Source organism: Kitasatospora sp. CB02891 (genome assembly GCF_002803145.1).
GTDB lineage: Bacteria > Actinomycetota > Actinomycetes > Streptomycetales > Streptomycetaceae > Kitasatospora > Kitasatospora griseola.
In genome coordinates this window covers 12,964-32,766 of record NZ_NNBO01000026.1, presented here as the reverse complement: position 1 = coordinate 32,766, position 19,803 = coordinate 12,964, and the positions used below count along the sequence as shown (strand labels likewise).

Below are 19,803 nucleotides of genomic sequence, written 5' to 3'. Positions count from 1 at the left end.
CGCTCCCGAGCCTGTCCTCCACCTTGGCGAGCTGGCGGGCGACCGCTACCTCACCCGTGCCAGCAGCGCCGCGCGGGCTGTGATCACCGAGCCGCTCCGCCTGGACCTGGACCTGACGGCACTCGGACGCTGATCCCGGCCCAGGGAATCGCGCCCCGATCAGCCGGACGGACCGCCAACACGACCGTCCAGGGGTCACCCGCATGGAGCAACCTTCTCAAAACCCCGCTTTATCCACAGGAATCACGGTAGATCCGGCAGAAACCGTTCGGATCGGGCAACCTGACTGCCCATCACCCCGCTTCCGAGGAGAGCCTCATGACCACCTGGACCGACCGCACCGCCGCCCTGCTCGCTGCCCCCGGCACCGACGACGCCTTTGTCGGCGCCTGGACCCTCTTCGATCGGACCGCGGCCTGGGCCGTCGGGCCGGCCGCCGACCAGGGCGACACCCTTGCTGCCCTCGGCGCGTACAACCTGGCCGTGGAAGCGCGCGAGCTGTTGCCCGAACCGACCGCCGTCGCCGTCGCCGTCGCTGGGGCCCCGGCCCTCGGCGACGGCCCCGCCCTGGCCGACCTCCTCGACCAGGCCCAGCAGCGGCTGAGCACGATCGCCGACAATGGCCCCGCCGCCGGCGCGTGCGAGCCGGCCCAGGCATCCCTGCTCGCCGCCCGCATGGCCCGAGCCGTCCGTACGGCCTCCCGGTGACTGCGACCTTCGGCGACTTCGTTCAGCTCACCGACGAGCACCTCTCTGACCTGGTCGACCGTGTCTCCAGCCCCATGTCGGAACTTGTCCGCAAGGCCCTGATCGCCCAGCTCGCCGCCTTCACCGACGTGCTGGTCACCGTCGAGCAGCGCTTCGCCTGGGAGGCAGTCGCCGCGTTGCCGCACCGTTCGACCACCGCCGCCGGCCGCCCAGCGACCCAGGCATTCAGCGACGCCGGCGTGCGCGGCGAGCTGCACATGGGTCTGGCCGAGGCCCTCCAGCAACTGCGGTCAGCGGCCGGAAAACCCCAAACGGTCGTCGGCGACCCGCCCGTTCTGCAGCCCCTTCCTCGGGCCTCACGGGCCTTGCGCACCGGCCTCGACCTGCTGGCCACCCACACTGGCCCGGACGGCGAAGCCCTCAGCCGCCACGGCGTCGCTCTGGAGAGCGACGAGCTCCGTACGGCGGTGCTCGCCACCGTCATGCCGTTCACCGCCGTTGTCGGGCAGGTGGCTATCCAACTTGCCGCCGCCACCACTGCCGCCTTCCCCGGTCGGACCGGAGCCCTGTACGAAGCGGGCCGGAAGTTGCTCATCGCACACCAGCAGGCCCAGCTCCTCAGCATCGGTGCCCGGCTCGACGGGCACGACCAGGTGCTCGGGCTGATGACGCCGCGCACCGGGCTGCAGGCCGATCCGCCCCGGGGGCCGGAGTCGGTCGAGCAGCTCGCGGTCCGAGCAGCGGCTGGTGCGGACAGGCTCGCCGAGTTCGCCTGGCGCGTGCTCGACAGCGGAGACCACCAGCACGTGCACACCGCCGCCGCGATGGGCACCGTCGCCGCCAACGTCTCCGCCCTCTACTCCCTCGGCCGCGCCCTGCTCGCCCACACTTCGCTCGCTCAGGACGGCGACCAGGAGAGCTGGAGAGCCTCCGAATGGAGTTGGAGGGACCTCGCCGCCTGTTGGCGGCCCGTCAGGACCGCGCCGGACAGCCCTACGTCCCTCACCCCGGTGGCCGCGGAGTCTCATGCCCTGGTCGACCGAGTCGGTCGATTGTTGTTCGCGAATCCGGTATGGCGCCTCACCGACGGCGGCGGCGGACCCCGGCGCGCCGCCGCCGAACTTGTCGCGGCCGCCCCGGTCTGGACCGAGGCACTTCGCCACATCTCCGGGCAGCTCGGCCACCTCGCCGACGACTACGCGGAGATCACCCGGCGGCTGGCCCATACCCGCAGGCTCCTGCTCAGGGCATCGGGCGTGCTGACCGGCCGCCGGGCCGCCCAGCCCCTGAGCGCCGAGCGTCAGCAGGAGCTGCAGGACGGCTATCGCAGGGCCTCCGCAGCGGCCGGCGCCGTTGAGGCGCTCCTCGCGAGTGCTGCCGGCCAGGTTGGCGTTGACCCTGCTGCACGAACGTTGCAGCACCTCGCGGCCCAGCCAGGTCCGGCCGCCGTCGAGCGCATGCTGGTCCGCCAGTCGGCGGCCAGGCTCGCTGCCCAGGGCCTCGCACCCCAGGTCCCGGAAGCTCTGCGGCAGGGCGAGTGGTCGCCAGGGCGAGGCCTGCGGCTGTAGACGCGTCCCATCGCCCCGGCTTGCGATCAGACCGGTCCGGAGACATTGACCCTCGCGGAGGCAATGCCTCTCACTTCTCCTGCGTCACCCATTTAGCTCAATGGCCGTGACAAACGCATATGCCGCGCGTTGGCCCCCCGTTCGCCACCATTGAGCCGAAAGGGTTGCCCTATGTCCGCACACCTCCGCCGAACCGCTGTTCTCCTGCTGGCTGCCGTCGGCCCGCTTCCCCTCGTGCTGCCGACCGCCGCGGCGACCGTGCCCGTGCACCGCGAGATGGTCCAGGAGCAGTCCATCGCCCTAGAGGCCAGCTCAGGAGACGTCTCCGCCGCTGGATCCGCCCGTCTGACCGTCACCAAGGAAGGCGACCACTACCGCGTGCAAGGCTGGGTCGAGGCTAACCACGGATGCGTCGAGCTCCGAGCCGTCAACATGCACCTCGGCGACTACATCGGTGGGGACAGCATCCTGAGGACCTGCGACGGCGATGGCCGGCGGCTCGTCAACTCCACCACCCGCCACACTCATGTAGTCCTGACCGCGATTGTCGACGGCGGCATGAACTGGGACTCGAAGATCGTCAAGCTGACGGGGCGGCCCTGACGCGACGGACTTCTTCCGGTGGCGCCGGGCCGGGCTGACCCGGCCCGGCGCCGAGGCGATGTTTCACGGTCCTGGCCCGGATCTACAGCACTACAGGCACCGCGACATGACGCTAATAGAGGCATTAAAGTCATTGACGTCAATGGAGGCATTAGCTACTCTGAGAGGGCAATGAAGAGAACCGGTTCTCCGGGGTGCCAGCCCCGGTCCGGTGCTCTCAGCCCGAGCGAGCGCATAGCCCCGCTCTTCGGGCAGGACCAACTCCCCCTTGGAGGGACATATGGCGAAGTGCAGGCCCAACACCCCGCGACGGGGCGGCCGACTCCACCGGGCCGACGCCCACCCGGCCAGCCACCGGATGCTGCAGTCCATCCCGGTCGGCTGTGACGGCTGTGACGGTTTCGGCGCGGCGACGGTCCGCGACCAGCAGGGCGTCCTCCACACCGTGACGTGCGCCGAGTGCGGCGACCGCACCGAGTTCCTGGTGGTGGAGCTGTGAGCGACTCCGAGATCAAGACGCAGACCCCTGAGCAGCTGCACGCGTCGGCGGCGAGCCTCGCGGCTGCGGTGCAGAAGCACCTCGGGACGAGCACCCCGGTGTCCGCCCCGTCGGGTGGCAGCGCGCCGACCACCGGCCAGAGGCAGCCCTGATCTTCTGCCACCCGATCCCGCTGGGCGGCGACGGAGACGCTGCCGCCCGGCGGGGAACCCTTGGAGGCTCACCGCCATGTCCCACCGGACCACCAGCTCCACGACCTACCGGGCCCAGCTGCCCGCCACCCGAATCAGCGCCGTCGCCGCGCTGACCGCCGCCGTGGTCGTCCTGACGGCCGCGCTGACGCACCACCAGGACGCCCTGCACGCCGTGCAGCTGGCCGCCGTCGCGCACGCCGCGGTCGTCGGGGCCGTCCTCTACCGCCGCCCCGAGGCCCGCCCGCTGGCCGTCCTGCTGGTCACCCTGCAGGGCGCCACCGCGCTCGCCCTGATCCGCAGCAGCCGTCGCATCGTCCGCCAGGGGGGCTGGGCATGATGCTCGACCAGTTGCTCAGCCCTCACGCCGAAGCGCAGTTCCTCTACGAGCGGACTGCCGAACTGATGATCCAGGACCGCCTGCCCGCGGCCATCGCCGCCCGGATCGTCCGGCAGAGGATCGAGGCCAGCGACGTCTTGGTGCTGGCCGCCCCCGATCAGGAGTGGACCGTCCGCCCGGGCTGCTCGATCGGCCCCTGGGAAGCTGGCCAGCGCCTGTGGGTAATGGAGCGTCTGGCACTGCCCTCCGCCGTGATCCTCACCGACTGCGGTCTCCCCCCCACGGAGATTGAGGTCGAACTGCCGCTGCTCGGTGAGCGAGCCGAGCTGACCGAGTGGCGGTGGATTCGTTGAAGGAGCCGCAGGCCATGTGTCTCACCGCAATGATGAGGCGGACGATGCAGCGGGAAGGGGACCACCAGTGAGAGCGTGGGCCCTGTTCCTCGCCGTCGTCGGTGCGGCCGGCGTCGCCGGACTGCGACAGCGCATCATCCGCCCGGCTGCTGACCCGGTGACCACGCCGGTCCCCCTGGTACCGACCGAGTGGCAGCCGCCGAACCCGTTCGACGCCCCGTTGCCCGCGCAGGCCTACACGGGTGCGCCCTCCACCGGGGACGAGTTGGAGAACCTGCTCCGGTTGGAGCTGTTCCAGGATGGACAGCCCATCAGCCTCCAGCAGCAGCGCGAGTACTTGCTTCGTTGGGCAGCCCTCCGCGACCGCCTCGCCGTCCGGGCCTTCGGCACCGACGACGACCTGCGCCTGGAGATCCTCCGGGCGGCGAACGGTGCTGCCAAGCAACTGCAGGTCTTCGACCAGGTCTGGGAGACGACGACCGGACCGCGCGGCCCCCGCGCGGCCGAGTGGGACCTGCCCGGCGGCAGCCGCGCTTACGTCCGTCAGGAATACGCACTCCATGCCACCACCAGGAGGAACACTCCGTGACGCTCGACTCCTCGATGTCCCGGCCCCCGTTCCACGAGGACGTCGAGCTGATCCGCGACCACCGGACGAGCAGGCCCACTACGACGCCGACGCGGCCGACAACCTCACCCCCGGGTGGTGGCAGCGGCTGCCCGCCCGGCTGCTCGGTACCGGCCGTCACCAGCGCTGACCACCCATCACAGAACGGACACCGGAATGACTACGACCAGGAGTGAGCACCGCTGGTGGTGCGACCGAACCGGCGACCCCACCGCCCCGGTCAACGGCTGCAACGGCTGCGACGGGGACACCGACGACCAGGCTGCCGATGACGAGGACCTGCCGGAGGGTGGGTGGGCCTGCCCGCACCACGGCGAATTCGGCGGCCCGGGCGAGCACTGCCGCGGGTGCCGCGAGCACTGGGGGGACTACGACCCGCCGCCCGCGCCGCCAGTCACCAACCGGCACGAGAAGAAGCGTGAGCTGGTCCTTGCCGAGCTGACCCGCACCGACGCCAAGGCCAGCGCGCTGCTTGCGGCGCTGGGCCTGCCGTTGGGCGTACTGGTTGTGGCGGTTCCGTCCCACGACCTGGAGCCGATGACGACCGCACTGGTGATGCTCGGCGGCGCCGGCCTGGCCGCGGCGGCGCTGCTGGCTCTGCAGGTGCTGCGTCCCGTGCTCGGCCCGGGACGCCCGGGTACCTGGGTCTACTGGGCGCGTTGCAGTTTTGACGAGTTGGCCGCCGATCTGGAGACCGACCACGGTACCGAGCCGGTGCAGGCGATGGCCAAGCTCACCCTGGCGAAGTTTCGGCGGCTGAGGTGGGCGGTGGACTGCACCGCCGCCGCCCTGGTCGTCCTGGCCATTGCCCTCGCCTCCGCGCTGATCTGACCGAGCTGACCACGCGGTTCACTAATCATGCAGCGGCCCCGCACCAGCTCGATCGGTGCGGGGCCGCCTCGTACCCGCTCTCTGACGCACCCTACGGCGCGCAGCCGCGCCGACCGTCCGTGCGACAGCTGACAGATCGTTGAACAGCAAAGGCTCGGCGCGGCGAGGCGGGGGTGAGCCGCCGTGACGAATCCCAGCAGGCGTGGCGGGCCAAGCGGTCGGACCCGCCGCCCGGCGCTGGGCGCCGGTCAGCTCTGCCCTCTCCGCACCGCGTGCACGGCCGCGGCCAGCTGGGGGTGACCCTGCCGTGGCCGCTGTCCAGGAAACTGACGAAGAGGTCTACCTGAAAGGGTGCCACCAGCAGCGGATCTCACGGGAAACTGGACGGGTGAGCCTCACCTCCGAACTACGGCAGCCCGGATCGACCATCTCCCGCTGGCTGGCCAGAGAGCTGCCGAACGTCGAGACCCTGACCGACGGATACCGGAACTGGGCCAGTGGCCTGCGCAGGCCCGTCCGCCCACGCGCCCAGGGCCAGATCAACTGGCCCGTGCTGGGCCACACCATCGACCACCGGATCCGCGTCAGCGTCGGCTCCCCCCACGGCCTCCCGATCGAGACCGGTGTCCGCGCCTTCGCTGGCGGCACCTACGGAGGACCGCCGCCCGCTGTCCGTGAAGCGCTCCACCTCGCGGGTGAGGCCATGCTTGCCGAGCTGACCGCCCGGGCCGCCGCCCGCCCCGGCCTCTCCCCCGACGGCGCCGACACCGAGCGCCTGACCCGGCTGTGCTACCTGGCCGGCCACTATGAGGTCGTCTACCGCTCCGGCGAGGTCGAGGGCCTGCTCGCCGACGCTACCGCCGACAGCACTCTAGAGTCACTGCTCGCCGCCGTCCCCGCCTACGCGGTCGCCGACATCGCCGCCCAGCTGCAGCTCGCAGCCGACCGCGAGGCCCTGGGCTGGCTCCCCGGCCGGGACGTGGTGTGCGGACCCGAGTTCGCAGGCAGCGACCTGGTCGGCGCCGCAGACGCGGACCTGATCGTCGACGGCGAGCTGATCGACTGTAAGGCCACCGTGAAGCCCACCAACATCGGAGCCCGCGAGCTCTACCAGCTCGCGGGCTACCTGTTGCTCGACACAGACGACCGTTACGGCATCCGCGTGCTGAGCTTCTACCTCTCCCGCCAGGGAGCACATCTCGGGTGGAGCCTCCAGGAGTTCCTCGGCATCCTGGGCGCCACCAAACCGCTCCCCGAACTGCGCCGACTCCTGGCCGACGAACTCGCCGTCGGCGCCCGCCGGTGAACGAGCGGCCGTTGCCGCGCCCGCCCTCCACCCGGCCGTCAGCTCACCGCGGCGGCGCCGGCGGCAGCGCCGCCTGCCGGGTTCGGACCTGAGTCCGCCGGCCCGGGCCGGGCCGATCCTCCCGCTCGACCGTCACGGTCACCTGCTGCTCGGGCCCCGGCTCCCGCAGCAGCAGCTCCACGTACACCCTCAGCCCCGGCCCACGCCGGTTCGGCACCTCCGACACGTCGCCGACCTGCAGCTCGGACGACGCCCGCAGGGCCCTCACCATCGCCTCGGCAGTCTCCCGGACGGAGCTCGGGTTCGAGCCCATCAGCCTGATCTGCGGCATCAGCTCGCTTCCCCCGTGCTCCAGCCGGCCCCGGTCAACGGCTCCTGCCTGATCGGCCGCCCCATCGCCCGCAGGCACTCCAGCACCGCCCGGCAGTCCTCCGCCGCCCGGTGCCCACCCTGCAGCGGTTGCCACCGGTTGCCGCCGTGGTATTCCGACCACTCGCCGACCCAGTCCGAGTACGGGCCCATCACGTCCTCGAACCGTACCGAGGCGAGCCACTGCTCGGCCCGCTCCCGGGCTTGGTACAGCGCCCGCTCCAGCAGCCCGTCCGGCACCTCCCCCTCCGCCGCCGACATCGCGGCCGTCTCGCGCGCCGCGGGGTCCAGGAAGTGCAGCGTCAGCTCGTGCCGCAGTCGGCCGACATCGTAGACGTCGTTGTAGATCAAACAACGCTTGCCGTCGAGCACCGCGGACAGCCGGTCGAGCACCGCGGAGAACACCGGCGCCGACACCACGTCAACATCCGTGATGCCGTGGATCTCCGACGCCTCCCCGATCGGCTCACCGGGGTTCAGCAGGGTGTCCAGCAGCACCTCGCCGTCCGACCCGAGCACCGCGATCTCCACGATCCGCGCCTCGCTGTGCAGCCCCGTCGTCTCGGTGTCCAGCACCACCACGTCCCGGGCCACCAGCGCGGCCGCGGCCCAGGCACGCAGCTCCTCCGCCTCCCGCTGCGCGGCCAGCGCCCGCTCGCGCTGCTGCTGCTCGTAGAGAGCCTGCTGCTCGGCCTGGCGCTGCTCCTCGGCCGCCGCGCAGGCCGGGCACCGCCACGGCCACCCGCCGGGCCGGCTGCTGACATCGGGCGTGTAGGTCACCTCGGGCCGCAGCAGCCAGGGGCGTTCCGCGAGCCACGCCCTGGCCTTGGTCTGCGCGCCCACCTTCACCGCGCACCCGTCGCCGACGCAGGTCGTTGCCTCGACCAGCCAGGCCGCCACCCGCTGGCGCTTCTTCGCCAACTGTTCCCGCCGGCACCCCTGGCACAGGCCGTGAGCCGGGTAGGCCCGGTCCCTGACCGAGCGGCACCCCCTGCACGTACGTGCCCGCAACCGGGCGTCCTCCCGCGCGGTTTTCTCACTGCACGTCGGGCACCGCGGCCCCCGCACGATCTCCGGGCACACCGTCAGGCACGACGGGCACGTCCGTCGAGCGGCCATCTTGGCCTTGGTGGCTGAGCCCAGCGGGGCCATCCGCCGCGCCGCACCCGGGTCGTACAGGCCGACGTCGCCGAACTCCCTGGTGCGGATGATCGCGAGCACCGGCTGATCCAGCGACAATTTCAGCCGGGACCTGCCCAGTTGGGTTTGGGTCCGAAGGTGCGGGGGCGCCTGCCCCCAGCGGTACACCGGGACCCCGTCCACGTACTCCAGGGGCTTCCCCCGGGCCTCGTGAGAAAGCCCGGGTTCCACGGCCGTCGACGCCATTTCGCACTCCCGTTCCCTGGGAAAAGAAAAACCCCGCTCCGGGTCTCCCGGACAGTCAACGTTCTAGCACCTGTCGCGAAAAGTCGCAAGCAATTCAAAGAGCGCCGCAAGCCGGACTCCGGCCAGGATTTAAGTGCGCGCCATATCTCATGAACTTAAACGATATCGATTCATTTTCTGACTGCTGGTGTTGATCTTGCCAGGGGCCGCCACACCAGCGCGAACGGTGCCGCCAGCGCCTGTCGCACAATGCGCGGCGGCGACATCAGGTGCGCAGCGAGCTCGTCGCGCCGCTCCCTCTCGTGGCCGTCGAGGGGCCGACCGATGAGGTCCTCCTCCTCCAGCAGCTTCAGCCAGTCCGCTGAGACCCGCCACGAGGCCGTGCGCAGCCGCTCCACCAAGGCTTCAGGAAGGCCGAACTGGCGTTCGGCCACCAAGTTGCCCTCGTCTGGACCGGGCCACCGGCCAGCCAGTCGCATACCCCCGGCCTCCTTTGGGGTCAGGGGCTCCCAGGGGCCGGCCAGGTCTTCCCGGTCGAGCCTGCGCTCCACGGCCCTGACTACCAGGACGTCCTGCGTGGGCCACCGCGAAGGGCGCAGTTCAATTGCCTCCCTTCGTGCCGACTTTCTATCCCTGCCATTTTCGATCTCGGCTGCGATCCACGCCTTTTCCGCCTCTCGGGCCTTGGTGATGTGGGCTTCCAGCGCTTTTGCCGTCGAGCCCGGAATGAGCAAGGTGATTCGTTTGACCGCCATAGCACAATTAAAGCGCACGCGGCCAGCCTCCAGCAAGGCCAGTTGCTAGTCTCGGAGGTATCCGAGGGATTTCAGGTATTCCGCCGGGACGGGAAACCATCTCAATGCCTCCAGCAGAGCCAATGCCTCCAAAACGGCAGGCCCCGCACCTGCTCGGCGCGGGGCCTGGTCGGCGGGAGCGGCTACAGGCCGATGCCCTCGGTCGCGGCGTCTTCCCACAGCTCGCCCTCATCGATGTAGCCCCAGAACACCGGCGAGTTGGCCGCCCAACCGCCCTGGGCGCGGAGCTTCTCCGCGCGCTTGCCGTGCCTGCGGCCGGTGGTGACGATCCCTCGACGCCTGGAGTGCCCGGTGACGCGGACGGGCAGCCCGGCCCGTTCCCCGGACCGGGTCAGGGCCTGCCTGCAGGCATCCGGGCCCATCCGGCTGCCGAGGTGCCCCCAGCGGTCGACGGCCAGCCAGGCCGCCCCGCCCGGTGCGACCCCGGCTTCCTCCTTGGCCGCCTTCCACGCCTCCCACCGGCGCACCGGGCAGGTCTCCGGGTGCTGCCCGTACGCCACCGCCACCGTCCGGGCCGGGCGGCCCTTGACCGAGGGGACCGTGACCTCCAGTCCCTCCGGGACGAGGACGAAGTCGGTGTCGTCCTGCACCGACAGCTCCTCGTTGCGGCCGGCGACCGCGAATCCGACCGCGTGCAGCGCGGCGTCCCGCAGCCGGGCCAGCTCCGGCACCTCGTAGTCACCCCGGGAGGAGCCGGGAGCGGCCGGGACCACCGGGCTGGCGGTGGCCATCGTTCGCAGGTGCTCTGGCGTCAGCGCCTTCGCCTTGCCCCGGCCCCGGGCCGCCTTCACCTTGTCCAGCTTGATCGGCTTGAGCGCCTGCCGGGCCGCCACGGTGGCGTCCTTCGGCACCTCTGCGCCGCGGCGCCGGGCCTCGACCGTCACCCCGGTGATCCGGCGGTCGATGCTGGCCGGCGCGGCCTCCAGCACCGCGTCGAGCCAGGTGACGAAGCCGACAAGCGTCCCCACCGAGACGGCGGTGTCCGGGAGCCGGTGCCCGGCGCGCTCCGGGGTGGCAAGCCAGTCTAGGTACTCGCGCCACAGCGCCCAGTCCCGGGCGTAGGCGGCCTTGGTCTTCTCCGGGCGAACGTCGTCCAGGTGCTGCCGGGCACCGGCGTCCAGCGCGGCCAGCACCGCAGCCGACGCCGCGTCAAGCCCCGCCTCGGCGACATCGGTTCCGGCGCCCTGCCCCTCCTCGGCGGACAGAAGCTCGGCGTCGACCAGGTCCTCGTCCTCCTCGACCGCCTCCACGACGGAGGGCAGCAGCTCCGGGTCGAGCGGGGCGGTGTCGGACGGCGCCGCAGCCGGGCGCACCACCTCGACGTCGACCAGGTCCTCGTCCACCAGGAGGCCGCGGCGGCGGGCGGCCCGGTCCTTCGCCGCCTGGAGGGTGGCCTGCAGCTGCCGGGCGTGCCGGTCCTGGGCGGTACGCAGATGGTCGCGCAGCCCCGGGTCGGCGGCGGCCGGGCCGTCGAAGTACAGGTGGCAGGAGTTGCACTCCACGACGGCGGCCGCGGCCGGACAGGGGCTGTCGTGCGCGCAGCGCGGGCAGACGGCGAAGGAGCTGGCCGGGACGACGTCGTGCCCGGTCACCGTGTGCCGGTGCCCGCACGGGGAGCACCTCACGGTCGCGCGGCCGCCGGTCCAAGGAGTCGTCGGCGAGCCGTTGGACGGGAAGTCACCCGAGGAGGGCCGGGCCACCAGACCGCAGGCCGGGCAGGTGAAATAGAGCCAGCTCGGCCGGGGGAACGCCTCTTCGCCACCGTCCTCCCGGACTGCGGGCAGGTACTCCCCGGTCACCGGGCGGCCGCCGGTGCGGGGGTGATCTGGTGGACGGCGGTGAAGCCCTCCCCGAGCAGCACCTCCGCGGTGGCCTCGCGGGCCAGTTCGTGCTGCCAGCGCAGTACGTCGTCCGGGATCCGCCGGTTCGCGGGCCGGAGCCGGTTGCGCTCCAGGCAGATGTCGAGGCCGGGGACGAAGCGCAGGGCCACGGCGGGGCGGCTGTGGCGGCGGGCCCGCTCGACCAGCTCGGCTCGCACCCGCGTCTCCACGTTGGTGGAGTCCAGCAGCACCAGGGTGCCGGCGCGCAGGTACTCCTCCAGCCGGGCGTTCTGCAGCTCGACGGCCGCCGGGGTGACGGACTGCTCTCCCGGGTCGCCGCCGATCTCCTCGCGCAGCGCGTCGAGGCCGAGCACCGCCACCCCGGCCCGGGCGGCGAAGGTCGACTTGCCCGACGCCCCGGGGCCCACGGCCACCAGGAGCGTGCCGGGGACGAGCGGGGGGAGCGGCGCCAGGTCGGTCCTGGTGTCCATCGGGGTTCTCCTCTTACTGGTCGGGCTGGGCGTGCGGGTGGTTCGGAGGCGGGCTAGAAGAAGGTGAGGCAGGAGGCGCAGGCCAGTTCGGTGCCGTCCGGTTCGAATGGCTCCCCGCACCGGGTGCACGGCGTGAGGTCGGGGCAGGTGTTGCCGCAGCTGAAGCAGAGGTTGACCTCGGTCTCGGGGTCCACCGCGGTGGAGGCACCGCGCACCAGGGCGTTGGCCGCGCAGTTCGGGCACTGCACCCCGGCTCCCTCCGCGTGGCGGCCCAGGACCATCTGCTCGTAGACCATGGCCAGGGAAGCGGGGTGCCCCCAGTAGCCGCAGTACCGGCAGCGCACCTCTTCCTCGTCCCCGACGACCAGGGCAACCTGCTCGCAGTGGGGGCACTGGACGGTGTGCGGCTTCACCGGCTCCAGCTCGGGCCGCAGCCGCGCGAGGCGCGCCTTGGTGTAGCCCTTGATGCTGTCGATGCCGGTGCGGATGACCCACAGGTGCTGGAGGGCCTCCTCGCTCTGCGGGCCGGTCCTGGGCAGGATCTCGGTGTCCATGAAATGGACGAGGAACTCCAGCACGGACACCGCGATGCGCTCGATCGTGAACCGGTCGATCCTGGCGTCGTGGGGCCGTCCGTAGTGCTGGAGGCGGTTGCGGAGCTGGGCCAGGGTGTCGAGGTGCTTGTCCTCTCTCTGGCTGATGGCGACGCCGGCGATGGTGACGAGTCGGGTCCGGGTCTGGTCCGCGTCGCAGGTGCTCAGACTGCCGTCGTCCAGTTTGCTGCGGACCGCCGCACCGGGGTTGGCGAACACCAGCGACCAGTGCTCCAGCTCCAGCCGGTGCTTGAGCAGGCACTCGGCGGCGGCCTGCAGGTGGAGCACCGCGTACTTCAGGTCCCGGCGGTCCACCGGCTCCCGCAGGTGCCCGACCACGCTGAGCAGGTAGTCGATCCCGTTCTCCACCGGCGGGTAGTGCACCTCCACCGTCAGGTCCGCACCGCCCGCCGCGGGCGCGGCCTGCGTCGGCACCGCCGTCGTGCCGGTCGTGCTGTCCGTCATCCCGGTTCCTCCCCTGAGTCCGGCCCGCCCGCTGGCGGGCCGTCATGTCCGTTTTATCGCCTCGGATATGGCATCTTATCCGAGGCGATAACCTCGTGTGGGCCAATTCTCTGAAGGGTGAGCAGATCTGGATTTGCTCACCGGATCGGCGTTCGGTATCTAGAATCCCGATCATGGACACCAGCTTCGAAGCAGACGTGGTAGCCGTCTCCGTCGCCACGGCCGTCATCGGGCAGCGCGGCCGTCTGATCGTTCCGATCGCACTGCAACGCGCCGCGGGCATCACCGAGGGCACCCGCGTGGTGCTCCGCGCCACCGCCGACGGCACGATCACCGTCGAACCCACCTGGACCGTGGTGCTCCGGCTGCGCAGCACCGTCGGCAGCCTGCTCCCGCCGCAGGGCCCGGTGAGTGTGCGCTGGGGCGGACGGCCCGGACTGCGCGACGGCGTCCGGCCCACCGACCCACTGCTCCCGGCCAGCGCTGTCCGGTCCGTGATCGACCGCGGCCTCGGGCACGCCGAAGCCGACGGCACCGACACCCTGGCGGTGCTCACCGCCGGCGCGGTGCTCGGCTGGCTCGCCGCAGCGGAGGGATGCGGCCCGGGCAGTCCCGCCGACGCGCTGCTGCCGCACGGGGTGCTGCCCGAGCAGGCCGTCGGCGAACTGGTCACCGCGCTGGTGCGCGCCGGCCTCCTGGACCAGGTCGACGATGTGCTGACCGACCTGCGGCTGCTCGGTCTGAGCCTGTCCGCCCCCGGCGACGGGCACCCCGACCTCGCCCACGACACCGCCACCGCGCTGCGCCTGGTCGCCGACGCCACCCAGCGCGGTGCCGCGCTGGAGTTCACCGACGCGCTGTGCACCGCGATCGCGCTTCGACTCGGCGTACTGTTGCTGGCCGCCGACCCGGCCCCGGCCGTGCCGGACGTCGAGGAGTCGCCGACCTCTGCGTCGGCCGACCTTCCGACGCACCCGGCCGAGGACGAACTGCTCGCCGCCGTCGCCGCGTACGGCACCATGCGGCTCTCCGACGCTGCGGAGAAGGTTCTCACCCGGCTCCGGATCGTCCGCATCCGCCACGATCAGGGCGACCAGGTGGACTCCCTGCTGGCCGACGTACGGGCCGACGCCCGCACCCTGGCCGGACGGCGGCTGCGCATCGACGACGGTGAGGCCGGTACCCGCCTGTCCAATGCTCTGCGTACCTACGCAGCTGTCGAGGAATTGGTGACAGGCACCACTTCGGCCTGACTACTGCTCGACCGAGGCCCGGCGGTTTCGCGGGGCCCCTCCTTGCTGCGATGGGGACGCGGCTACAAGACACCCAGGCCCCGCACCGTCCGGTGCGGGGCCCAGCTGCGATGATGAAACCGGTCCGGGGCCGGCCTCAACGGTCCCGGACACCGGCGCCTTACTCGGAGGTCTCGTCCTCGCGCTCCAGGGCGTCCCGGATCGCACCGACCGCCGTGTGCGACATGGAGGCCAGCGTCCCCAGCGACGAGTTGGTGTCCCCGTACTCGCCCCACGACAGCACCCGGGTGACCAGGGCCCGGCGCTTCTTCTTCGCCGGCGCGAGGTCCTTCTCCCACATTGCGATCTGCTTCCCGAGCTCCTCCAGCTCGGCCCGGACGTTGGCGCGCCGCTGCTTGCACACTGCCCAAGCCCAGCTCCGGGCACCGAGCAGCTTCACCCCCTGCTCGGCCGCCGCCATCGTCACCTGCTCGGCGATCCGATCCAGGTGCTCCGGCGTGGAGTCGCCGTCCACCCGCAGCGCGTAGGCGGTGATTCCGTCCCAGCGAGAGGCGTCCACCGGCGTCAGATCGCCGGCCCGCTCCTTGCGCAGCTCGTACAGCCAGGCACGGACTCCCACCAGATGGAACTGCGTGACAGTTCGCCCGTTCACGTCCGCCGGCAGCTGCCCAGTGGTCGTCAGCTTGAGCAGCAGCTTGAAGTTGTCCTCCACTCCGGAGACCCCGTGGAAGACCTGGTGGATTGCCTGCAGGGTGCTTTCCAGGCGGTCATCGCCGTCCTCGGCCCACTCGGGCTGGATGAGGTCGGGCAGCGCCTTGAAGAACGTGTTGGCTTCGATCCGGTAGGCGTGGTGCGAGTGAGGGAAGTCGTGCTCGGTGCCGCGGTACGGGTAGCGCTCGATCAGGTGTTCTGCCTCGGACTTGGCCATGTCCGCTGCCGCGCTCCAGTCGTACGTGCTGGTGCCGATGACCGGCAGCAGGTGGTCGACGATGGTTAGGGCGAGCGGCGCGGCCTCCGTGAGGATGACGTTGGCGTGCTCCGGGGTGGCGAACTCCGGGTGGAACCGTAGGTTCAGCGACCCGAGGTGGAAGCGGGTCGGAACCACTCCGCGGGACTGGTGGTCGTACGACACCCATTCGCCCGTGTCGGTCCCGGTCGAGTCCGGGACCGGGATGACCGAGAGCTCGCGCCGGGAGATGTCCACGACATAGAGGATGTTCGCCTCGTAGCCCGGCATGCGGTCGGCGAGCCGGTTCTCGCGCTTCCAGGACGTCGGGGGCGTCCAGTCGTCGGCCATCGGGACGAGCGTCAAGTCGGTGGTGCTGGCGGCGGACGGCATGTCCAACTCCTATTCGTCGGCAAGCACTTGTCGTGCTTGAAACTGGTTTCAGTGTGAAGTGATGGCCTGTCAGATGCAAGTGGTTTCAGCATGTGCAAGTAGTGCGTCCGGTTGTGTGTGCCGTCCCTGAACGGGGCCGGCGAAGGTGAGAGAGGGGCGATCGCCAGCGGTCTCCGGCACGCCCTGCGCCTGCTGGGCTCGATCAGGGTCGCGTCCGCCCAGTCGGCGAACCAGTTGGAGAACTCCTCGGCCATGTCGTCCGGCTTGTCCGCGCCCACTGGACTGGCCGGGGCCGGCGGCCGGTGAGGTGGTGCAGTCAGCCCTCGGTCCAGTGCGCGTGCTCCAGGGTCTTCAGCACGCCGCCCGCGGCGGAGGACCGGCCAGCCTCGGCCTCGGTGGGCAGCATGGCGGCGGCCTGGGCGGTCACCCGGACCAGTGCCGTCTCGGTGTCGCGGAAGAGCGCCCCTTGATCAATCTCAACCCCCAACCACGCGCCCCACCTTGGCTGGCCACCGACTGGGCCGGCGCTACCTGATCAGCCGGAAAGCAGCCGCGCTGTGCTCAGTGCTGCGGCTCGTCCGACGCCTCCGGGCTAGTTCAAGGCATTGCTGCAGCGTGCGGTCCGCCGTAGCGGTGCGCTCGGCTGCATTGGCGCGCGGCGACGCGGGACTGTGTTCGGGCGCGCTGGCGCTGTCCTCGATCAGGCCTCTGAGCCCGCGGCCGAGCCCCCCGCGCCGCGTCGTACCGATGCTGTTACTCATATTCGGTGCAACGAGCAGGCCTGCCCCGGGTTCTTGCTGTCCGTCAACTCCCCCACCGCACAGGCCTGTGCACGATCGAGTGACAGGCGTGTCCGCGGGTTGCGCGGGCGCGCAGGGCTTCCCTTACGCGCCCGCGCAGTCGCAGACGGCCGCCTCGCCGAAGGGTCATCAGGCATCGCTTAGGCAAATCGGATTAATGGGCCGTCGGGCTACGAAGCGGCCGATCCTGCTCACGACACGCCGTGTAAATCTCGGTTTTGTAGTGCATCGGGCGTCGCACGTGACAGGATCACCACTATGGCAACGAGAGGACGAACCCGCGGCGAGGCTCAGTCGCACCGCCGCATCAAGTACGACCCGGCGTCAGGCAACTGGCGGACGGGCATCTCTCTGCGACCTGCATCCGCAACGAAGATCATCGACGCAGCGTCTGCCGCCGGCATGTCCGTCGCGGGCCTGCTCGACAAACTCATCGAGCAGATGCCGGTGGACTCCGACGGGCGCCCGATTCTGGACGCCCGGCCGAAGGACCCGGAGTCGGAAGAAGACCAGCAGGAGCTACCGCTCGTCGGCTAGCTCGCTAGAAGCGGACATGCAGAAAGCCCCGGCCTAATCAACCGGGGGAGACCACATCGTCCGTCGGGGACCACAGCCACCAGCCCTGAGAAAGCACCGGCTGTCGGTCCTGTACCTGCACCACCCGCCCTTGGAGAGAACAGGAGGTTCATCACACAAACTGCACTGCACTACTCGCTCGTGACCGTCCGGTAATCAGCCGGCCGGGCCCCTCGCGTGCGCCCATATACGAACCGGGAGCGATCCAATCGTAGCAACACCCCGGCTCGACGGCACCCCCATCTCTGCTGCCGGTGTGTCCCACCGGCCCGATCGAGCCAGCGCCAACTGCACAGCCACCACCCGAACTTCCGCAGGTCGGACCCCCAAGAGGGAGACACCAGTCGCTGCGAGGTTCACCCGTGCGCTGTCGCCGCGCCGCACCGTGCGCGCCGCCGACCAGGTGTCAGGCCGCGGCTGGGTCAACAGCTACAGCACCGAAATCCGGCTGGAAGACGTCGACGCCGTGCGGCCGGTGGCCATGCACCTGGCCGTCCACCGCCGCGGCCTCGGCCCCGTCTACACCCTGGTCGCCCTCGACCTCGACGCGAGCCGCGGCGGTCGCGCCCAGGTCGACGCCGACGAAGCGCGGCTCCGCGCGCTGCTGCTGTCCGCCGGCGTCCCTGTCGTCGTCGCCACCTCTGGCCCCAGCGGCGGCCGCCACCTGTGGACCGCCTGCCCCGCCGGGCTCGGGCCCCACCTGGTCGCCCGCCTCGCCCGCGCCGCCGAGCAACTGTGCCCCTCGCTCGACATCGCCCCCCTGCTCAACCCCCGCACCGGCTGCGTGCGCCCGCCCGGCGCCGCCCACCGCGAGGGTGGCCACTCCGTCCTCGCCGACGACGACGTCGACACCGCCGTGCGCGTGCTGCAGCGCGGGGCGACACCCGCCGCGTTCGCCCGTCTCGCCCACGCCCTCGAAGGCCTGGCCCGCGCGGCCGGCCTGCTACCCGAACCGCTCGCCGGAGGCAGCGAAGACGGCGTGCCCGCCAGCATTACCGCGCGCGGCCCCGTCCAGCGCGCCATCGTGACGGACCGTCAGAGCCTGCGCCTGGACGTCCCGCGCCGCTCGCTCGGTCCGGCTGCGCTGCACGCCCTCGCCTACCGGCCCCGCCAGGACGAGGACCACTCCGCGCTGGTCCACTGCCGCGCCCGCTCGCTGGCCCTGGCCGGCGGGACGCTCGCTGACCTGCAGCTGCTGGTGCGCGACCGCGCCGCCGCCCCGTCCCTGGAATGGCTGCGCACCGCCCGCTCCGTCACCGGCAACCGCGCCCCACTGGACGAGCGCGAGGCCGACCGCCGCATCAAGCGTGTCTGGTACCTGGCCGTGCAGGACGCCGCCCGGATGCCCCGAGGCTCCGAGCAGGGCAGCCGCGGCTACGACGAGGTCCTGGCCGACGTCGCCGACCTCCTCGCCCGCGCCGCCGCAGCCGGCACCGCCCGCTGGACCCGGCCCTCCGGCCCCAGCGACCTCGCCGCCCTCCACGCCCTGGCCCACCTGATGCTGATGGCGGGCACCACCGAGGTCACCGCGGACTGCCGCCGAGTCGGAGTCCTGATGGGCCGCAGCCACGAAACCGCCAACCGGGCGCTGCGCCGCATCGCCGCCGACGGCTGGATCACCGTCCTGGAGGAGGCCGACCTCTACCAGGGCACCGGCCGCCGAATCACCCTCGCCGCCGGGCACGTCTGCACCGGCGAGAGCGGGCACGCCTGCGCCGTCGCCACCACCGAGGAAGCCGCCCCGGCGATGGACCTCCGCGCGGCGGTCGGCGACCGCATCGTCCTGCAGCAAGGCGACATCTGGCACCGCATCGGCCACCACGCCCGCCGGACGCTGCTGGCCGTCGAGGACCAGGTCGTCGCCACCACCGAGCAGCTGCTCTCCCTGAGCCCCTACTCCCCCCGCACCGCGCTGCGCCACCTCGTCCGCCTGGCCGAGCTCGGCCTGGTCGAGCAGGACAAGGCCGGCCGCTGGCGGCGCACCGACCGCACCCTCGCCCAGGCCGCCCGCGCGGCCCGCGTCCTGGGCCGCACCGCCGACCTCGCGGTGCGGACCCTGGTCGACCAGGCCGTCACCGCCTGGTGGGCCGCCCACGTCGAGTGGAGCCGCCTCGACCGTGCCGCCAAGCGCCGGATCGGTCCGCGCCCCGGCGCGGACCAGGGCGTCCTGCCCGGCGCGGACCCCACCGCCCGCGCCTACCCGCAGATCGCCGAGACCGCCGCGGACGGCCGAGTCACCCTGCGGGCCGACCACCAGCGGGCCTGGGCGATCGAGGCCGAGCGCCTGGGCGCCGCAGGCCTGTGGCACCGCGCCGTGCACCTCCAGGACCAGGACCAGGTCGTGGACCCCTCCCAGCTTCACCTGGTCGATCTGACCGGCTGATCCCGAGCGGGGCCGCCCCCGACCCAGGAAGACCGGAGCGGCCCGCCGCAGGCGGCTTCCGCTGCCCGCCGAACCGGATTCGATATCGTTTTTCGACCGGTCGGTTACCGCCTCTGACCTGCTGTTTTCCCGTGCTCGATACCTCTACCGGCAGCGGCCCTGCAGAAGCTCTACAGGGCCGCTGTCACGGCATGCCGTGACAGCGGTGTCCGGCTGGTCGGCCCGGCGGCCAGCGCTCGCGGAGAGGCCCCGCAGAGCCCTTCGCCCGCCCTGCAGCCGCGGGCCGGCCCCGGCGAGGGCGGCCAACCCGGATGCACGGCATGCCGTGACATCCCAACACCTTCCGCCCCATCAATTCCCCAGGTCACTGCGGGTCTGACAGAAGGCGGAACGCCGCCAGGCGGTACCTCCCCACCGCCCTCACCACAACCAGGTCTGACGGTTCTTCGGCTCAGGCCTGCCCCGCGGACGACCCCTCCCCACAGC

Annotated in this window: 21 protein-coding genes; 13 read left to right on the top strand and 8 right to left on the bottom strand. The window is 71.6% G+C overall.

What is annotated here, in order from left to right; translation table 11 throughout:
• The first annotated feature begins 318 nt into the window (after window positions 1-318).
• The 10 genes from CG736_RS35020 to CG736_RS34980 all read left to right on the top strand — a co-directional run bounded on the left by CG736_RS35020 (window position 319) and on the right by CG736_RS34980 (window position 7,027).
• The gene (locus CG736_RS35020; RefSeq protein ID WP_100590137.1) at window positions 319-708 is read left to right on the top strand and encodes a hypothetical protein; all 390 of its coding nucleotides are present in this window, start codon (window positions 319-321) and stop codon (window positions 706-708) included.
• Window positions 705-2,276, top strand: a complete 1,572-nt coding sequence (locus CG736_RS35015; RefSeq protein ID WP_100590136.1) for a hypothetical protein — start codon at window positions 705-707, stop codon at window positions 2,274-2,276. Before CG736_RS35020 ends, CG736_RS35015 begins: the two co-directional genes overlap by 4 nt.
• 171 nt (window positions 2,277-2,447) lie before the next feature.
• Window positions 2,448-2,879: a hypothetical protein gene (locus CG736_RS35010; RefSeq protein ID WP_100590135.1), complete on the top strand. Its 432-nt coding sequence runs from the start codon at window positions 2,448-2,450 to the stop codon at window positions 2,877-2,879.
• A gap of 280 nt (window positions 2,880-3,159) precedes the next feature.
• Window positions 3,160-3,378, top strand: coding sequence for a hypothetical protein (locus CG736_RS35005; RefSeq protein WP_100590134.1), 219 nt, complete (start codon window positions 3,160-3,162; stop codon window positions 3,376-3,378).
• Window positions 3,375-3,530, top strand: a complete 156-nt coding sequence (locus CG736_RS36735; protein WP_157815849.1) for a hypothetical protein — start codon at window positions 3,375-3,377, stop codon at window positions 3,528-3,530. The genes CG736_RS35005 and CG736_RS36735 overlap by 4 nt, the downstream gene beginning before the upstream one ends.
• A 76-nt stretch (window positions 3,531-3,606) precedes the next feature.
• Entirely contained in the window at window positions 3,607-3,909 is a 303-nt protein-coding gene (locus tag CG736_RS35000) for a hypothetical protein (protein ID WP_100590133.1), read from the top strand.
• The gene (locus CG736_RS34995) at window positions 3,906-4,262 is read left to right on the top strand and encodes a hypothetical protein (protein WP_100590132.1); all 357 of its coding nucleotides are present in this window, start codon (window positions 3,906-3,908) and stop codon (window positions 4,260-4,262) included. Before CG736_RS35000 ends, CG736_RS34995 begins: the two co-directional genes overlap by 4 nt.
• Window positions 4,263-4,329: 67 nt before the next feature.
• Window positions 4,330-4,851, top strand: coding sequence for a hypothetical protein (locus CG736_RS34990; protein WP_100590131.1), 522 nt, complete (start codon window positions 4,330-4,332; stop codon window positions 4,849-4,851).
• A gap of 195 nt (window positions 4,852-5,046) precedes the next feature.
• Window positions 5,047-5,721 (top strand): Pycsar system effector family protein, encoded by a 675-nt coding sequence (locus tag CG736_RS34985; protein WP_100590130.1) that lies wholly within the window; start codon window positions 5,047-5,049, stop codon window positions 5,719-5,721.
• Window positions 5,722-6,109: 388 nt separating this feature from the next.
• Window positions 6,110-7,027, top strand: a complete 918-nt coding sequence (locus tag CG736_RS34980) for a hypothetical protein (RefSeq protein ID WP_100590129.1) — start codon at window positions 6,110-6,112, stop codon at window positions 7,025-7,027.
• A 43-nt stretch (window positions 7,028-7,070) separates the two neighbouring features.
• Here the strand turns inward: CG736_RS34980 and CG736_RS34975 are convergent, their stop codons facing one another.
• The 6 genes from CG736_RS34975 to CG736_RS36725 all read right to left on the bottom strand — a co-directional run bounded on the left by CG736_RS34975 (window position 7,071) and on the right by CG736_RS36725 (window position 12,966).
• Complete coding sequence (locus CG736_RS34975; protein WP_100590128.1) at window positions 7,071-7,358, bottom strand: hypothetical protein; 288 nt, start codon at window positions 7,356-7,358, stop codon at window positions 7,071-7,073.
• Window positions 7,358-8,317, bottom strand: coding sequence for a 3'-5' exonuclease (locus tag CG736_RS34970; protein ID WP_232734382.1), 960 nt, complete (start codon window positions 8,315-8,317; stop codon window positions 7,358-7,360). The genes CG736_RS34975 and CG736_RS34970 overlap by 1 nt, the downstream gene beginning before the upstream one ends.
• A gap of 635 nt (window positions 8,318-8,952) precedes the next feature.
• Window positions 8,953-9,537, bottom strand: a complete 585-nt coding sequence (locus tag CG736_RS34965) for a hypothetical protein (protein ID WP_100590127.1) — start codon at window positions 9,535-9,537, stop codon at window positions 8,953-8,955.
• 182 nt (window positions 9,538-9,719) lie between these two features.
• A complete protein-coding gene (locus tag CG736_RS34960; RefSeq protein WP_100590126.1) occupies window positions 9,720-11,189 on the bottom strand; it encodes a hypothetical protein in 1,470 nt (489 codons plus the stop codon).
• A gap of 203 nt (window positions 11,190-11,392) precedes the next feature.
• Window positions 11,393-11,908 (bottom strand): ATP-binding protein, encoded by a 516-nt coding sequence (locus CG736_RS36730; RefSeq protein WP_157815848.1) that lies wholly within the window; start codon window positions 11,906-11,908, stop codon window positions 11,393-11,395.
• A gap of 53 nt (window positions 11,909-11,961) precedes the next feature.
• Window positions 11,962-12,966, bottom strand: coding sequence for a hypothetical protein (locus CG736_RS36725; protein ID WP_157815847.1), 1,005 nt, complete (start codon window positions 12,964-12,966; stop codon window positions 11,962-11,964).
• Between the two features lie 173 nt (window positions 12,967-13,139).
• Here CG736_RS36725 and CG736_RS34950 point away from each other — a divergent pair, with 173 nt between their 5' ends.
• Window positions 13,140-14,219, top strand: a complete 1,080-nt coding sequence (locus tag CG736_RS34950; protein WP_100590125.1) for an AbrB/MazE/SpoVT family DNA-binding domain-containing protein — start codon at window positions 13,140-13,142, stop codon at window positions 14,217-14,219.
• A 160-nt stretch (window positions 14,220-14,379) separates the two neighbouring features.
• Here CG736_RS34950 and CG736_RS34945 read toward each other — a convergent pair whose 3' ends face one another.
• Complete coding sequence (locus tag CG736_RS34945; protein WP_100590124.1) at window positions 14,380-15,558, bottom strand: hypothetical protein; 1,179 nt, start codon at window positions 15,556-15,558, stop codon at window positions 14,380-14,382.
• A 316-nt stretch (window positions 15,559-15,874) separates the two neighbouring features.
• Complete coding sequence (locus CG736_RS36720) at window positions 15,875-16,045, bottom strand: hypothetical protein (RefSeq protein WP_157815846.1); 171 nt, start codon at window positions 16,043-16,045, stop codon at window positions 15,875-15,877.
• 571 nt (window positions 16,046-16,616) lie between these two features.
• Here CG736_RS36720 and CG736_RS36715 point away from each other — a divergent pair.
• A complete protein-coding gene (locus CG736_RS36715; protein WP_157815845.1) occupies window positions 16,617-16,895 on the top strand; it encodes a hypothetical protein in 279 nt (92 codons plus the stop codon).
• Window positions 16,896-17,319: 424 nt separating this feature from the next.
• Complete coding sequence (locus tag CG736_RS34935; protein WP_100590122.1) at window positions 17,320-19,317, top strand: helix-turn-helix transcriptional regulator; 1,998 nt, start codon at window positions 17,320-17,322, stop codon at window positions 19,315-19,317.
• Window positions 19,318-19,803 lie beyond the last annotated feature (486 nt).

Bases quoted from the DNA above. Each gene is read 5' to 3' on its own strand.
- CG736_RS34965 (WP_100590127.1), bottom strand. From the start codon at position 9,537: ATGGCGGTCAAACGAATCACCTTGCTCATTCCGGGCTCGACGGCAAAA.
- CG736_RS34945 (WP_100590124.1), bottom strand. From the start codon at position 15,558: ATGCCGTCCGCCGCCAGCACCACCGACTTGACGCTCGTCCCGATGGCC.
- CG736_RS35010 (WP_100590135.1), top strand. From the start codon at position 2,448: ATGTCCGCACACCTCCGCCGAACCGCTGTTCTCCTGCTGGCTGCCGTC.
- CG736_RS34950 (WP_100590125.1), top strand. From the start codon at position 13,140: ATGGACACCAGCTTCGAAGCAGACGTGGTAGCCGTCTCCGTCGCCACG.
- CG736_RS34985 (WP_100590130.1), top strand. From the start codon at position 5,047: ATGACTACGACCAGGAGTGAGCACCGCTGGTGGTGCGACCGAACCGGC.
- CG736_RS35020 (WP_100590137.1), top strand. From the start codon at position 319: ATGACCACCTGGACCGACCGCACCGCCGCCCTGCTCGCTGCCCCCGGC.
- CG736_RS36715 (WP_157815845.1), top strand. From the start codon at position 16,617: ATGGCAACGAGAGGACGAACCCGCGGCGAGGCTCAGTCGCACCGCCGC.
- CG736_RS34995 (WP_100590132.1), top strand. From the start codon at position 3,906: ATGATGCTCGACCAGTTGCTCAGCCCTCACGCCGAAGCGCAGTTCCTC.
- CG736_RS36725 (WP_157815847.1), bottom strand. From the start codon at position 12,966: ATGACGGACAGCACGACCGGCACGACGGCGGTGCCGACGCAGGCCGCG.
- CG736_RS35000 (WP_100590133.1), top strand. From the start codon at position 3,607: ATGTCCCACCGGACCACCAGCTCCACGACCTACCGGGCCCAGCTGCCC.
- CG736_RS36730 (WP_157815848.1), bottom strand. From the start codon at position 11,908: ATGGACACCAGGACCGACCTGGCGCCGCTCCCCCCGCTCGTCCCCGGC.
- CG736_RS34975 (WP_100590128.1), bottom strand. From the start codon at position 7,358: ATGCCGCAGATCAGGCTGATGGGCTCGAACCCGAGCTCCGTCCGGGAG.
- CG736_RS35005 (WP_100590134.1), top strand. From the start codon at position 3,160: ATGGCGAAGTGCAGGCCCAACACCCCGCGACGGGGCGGCCGACTCCAC.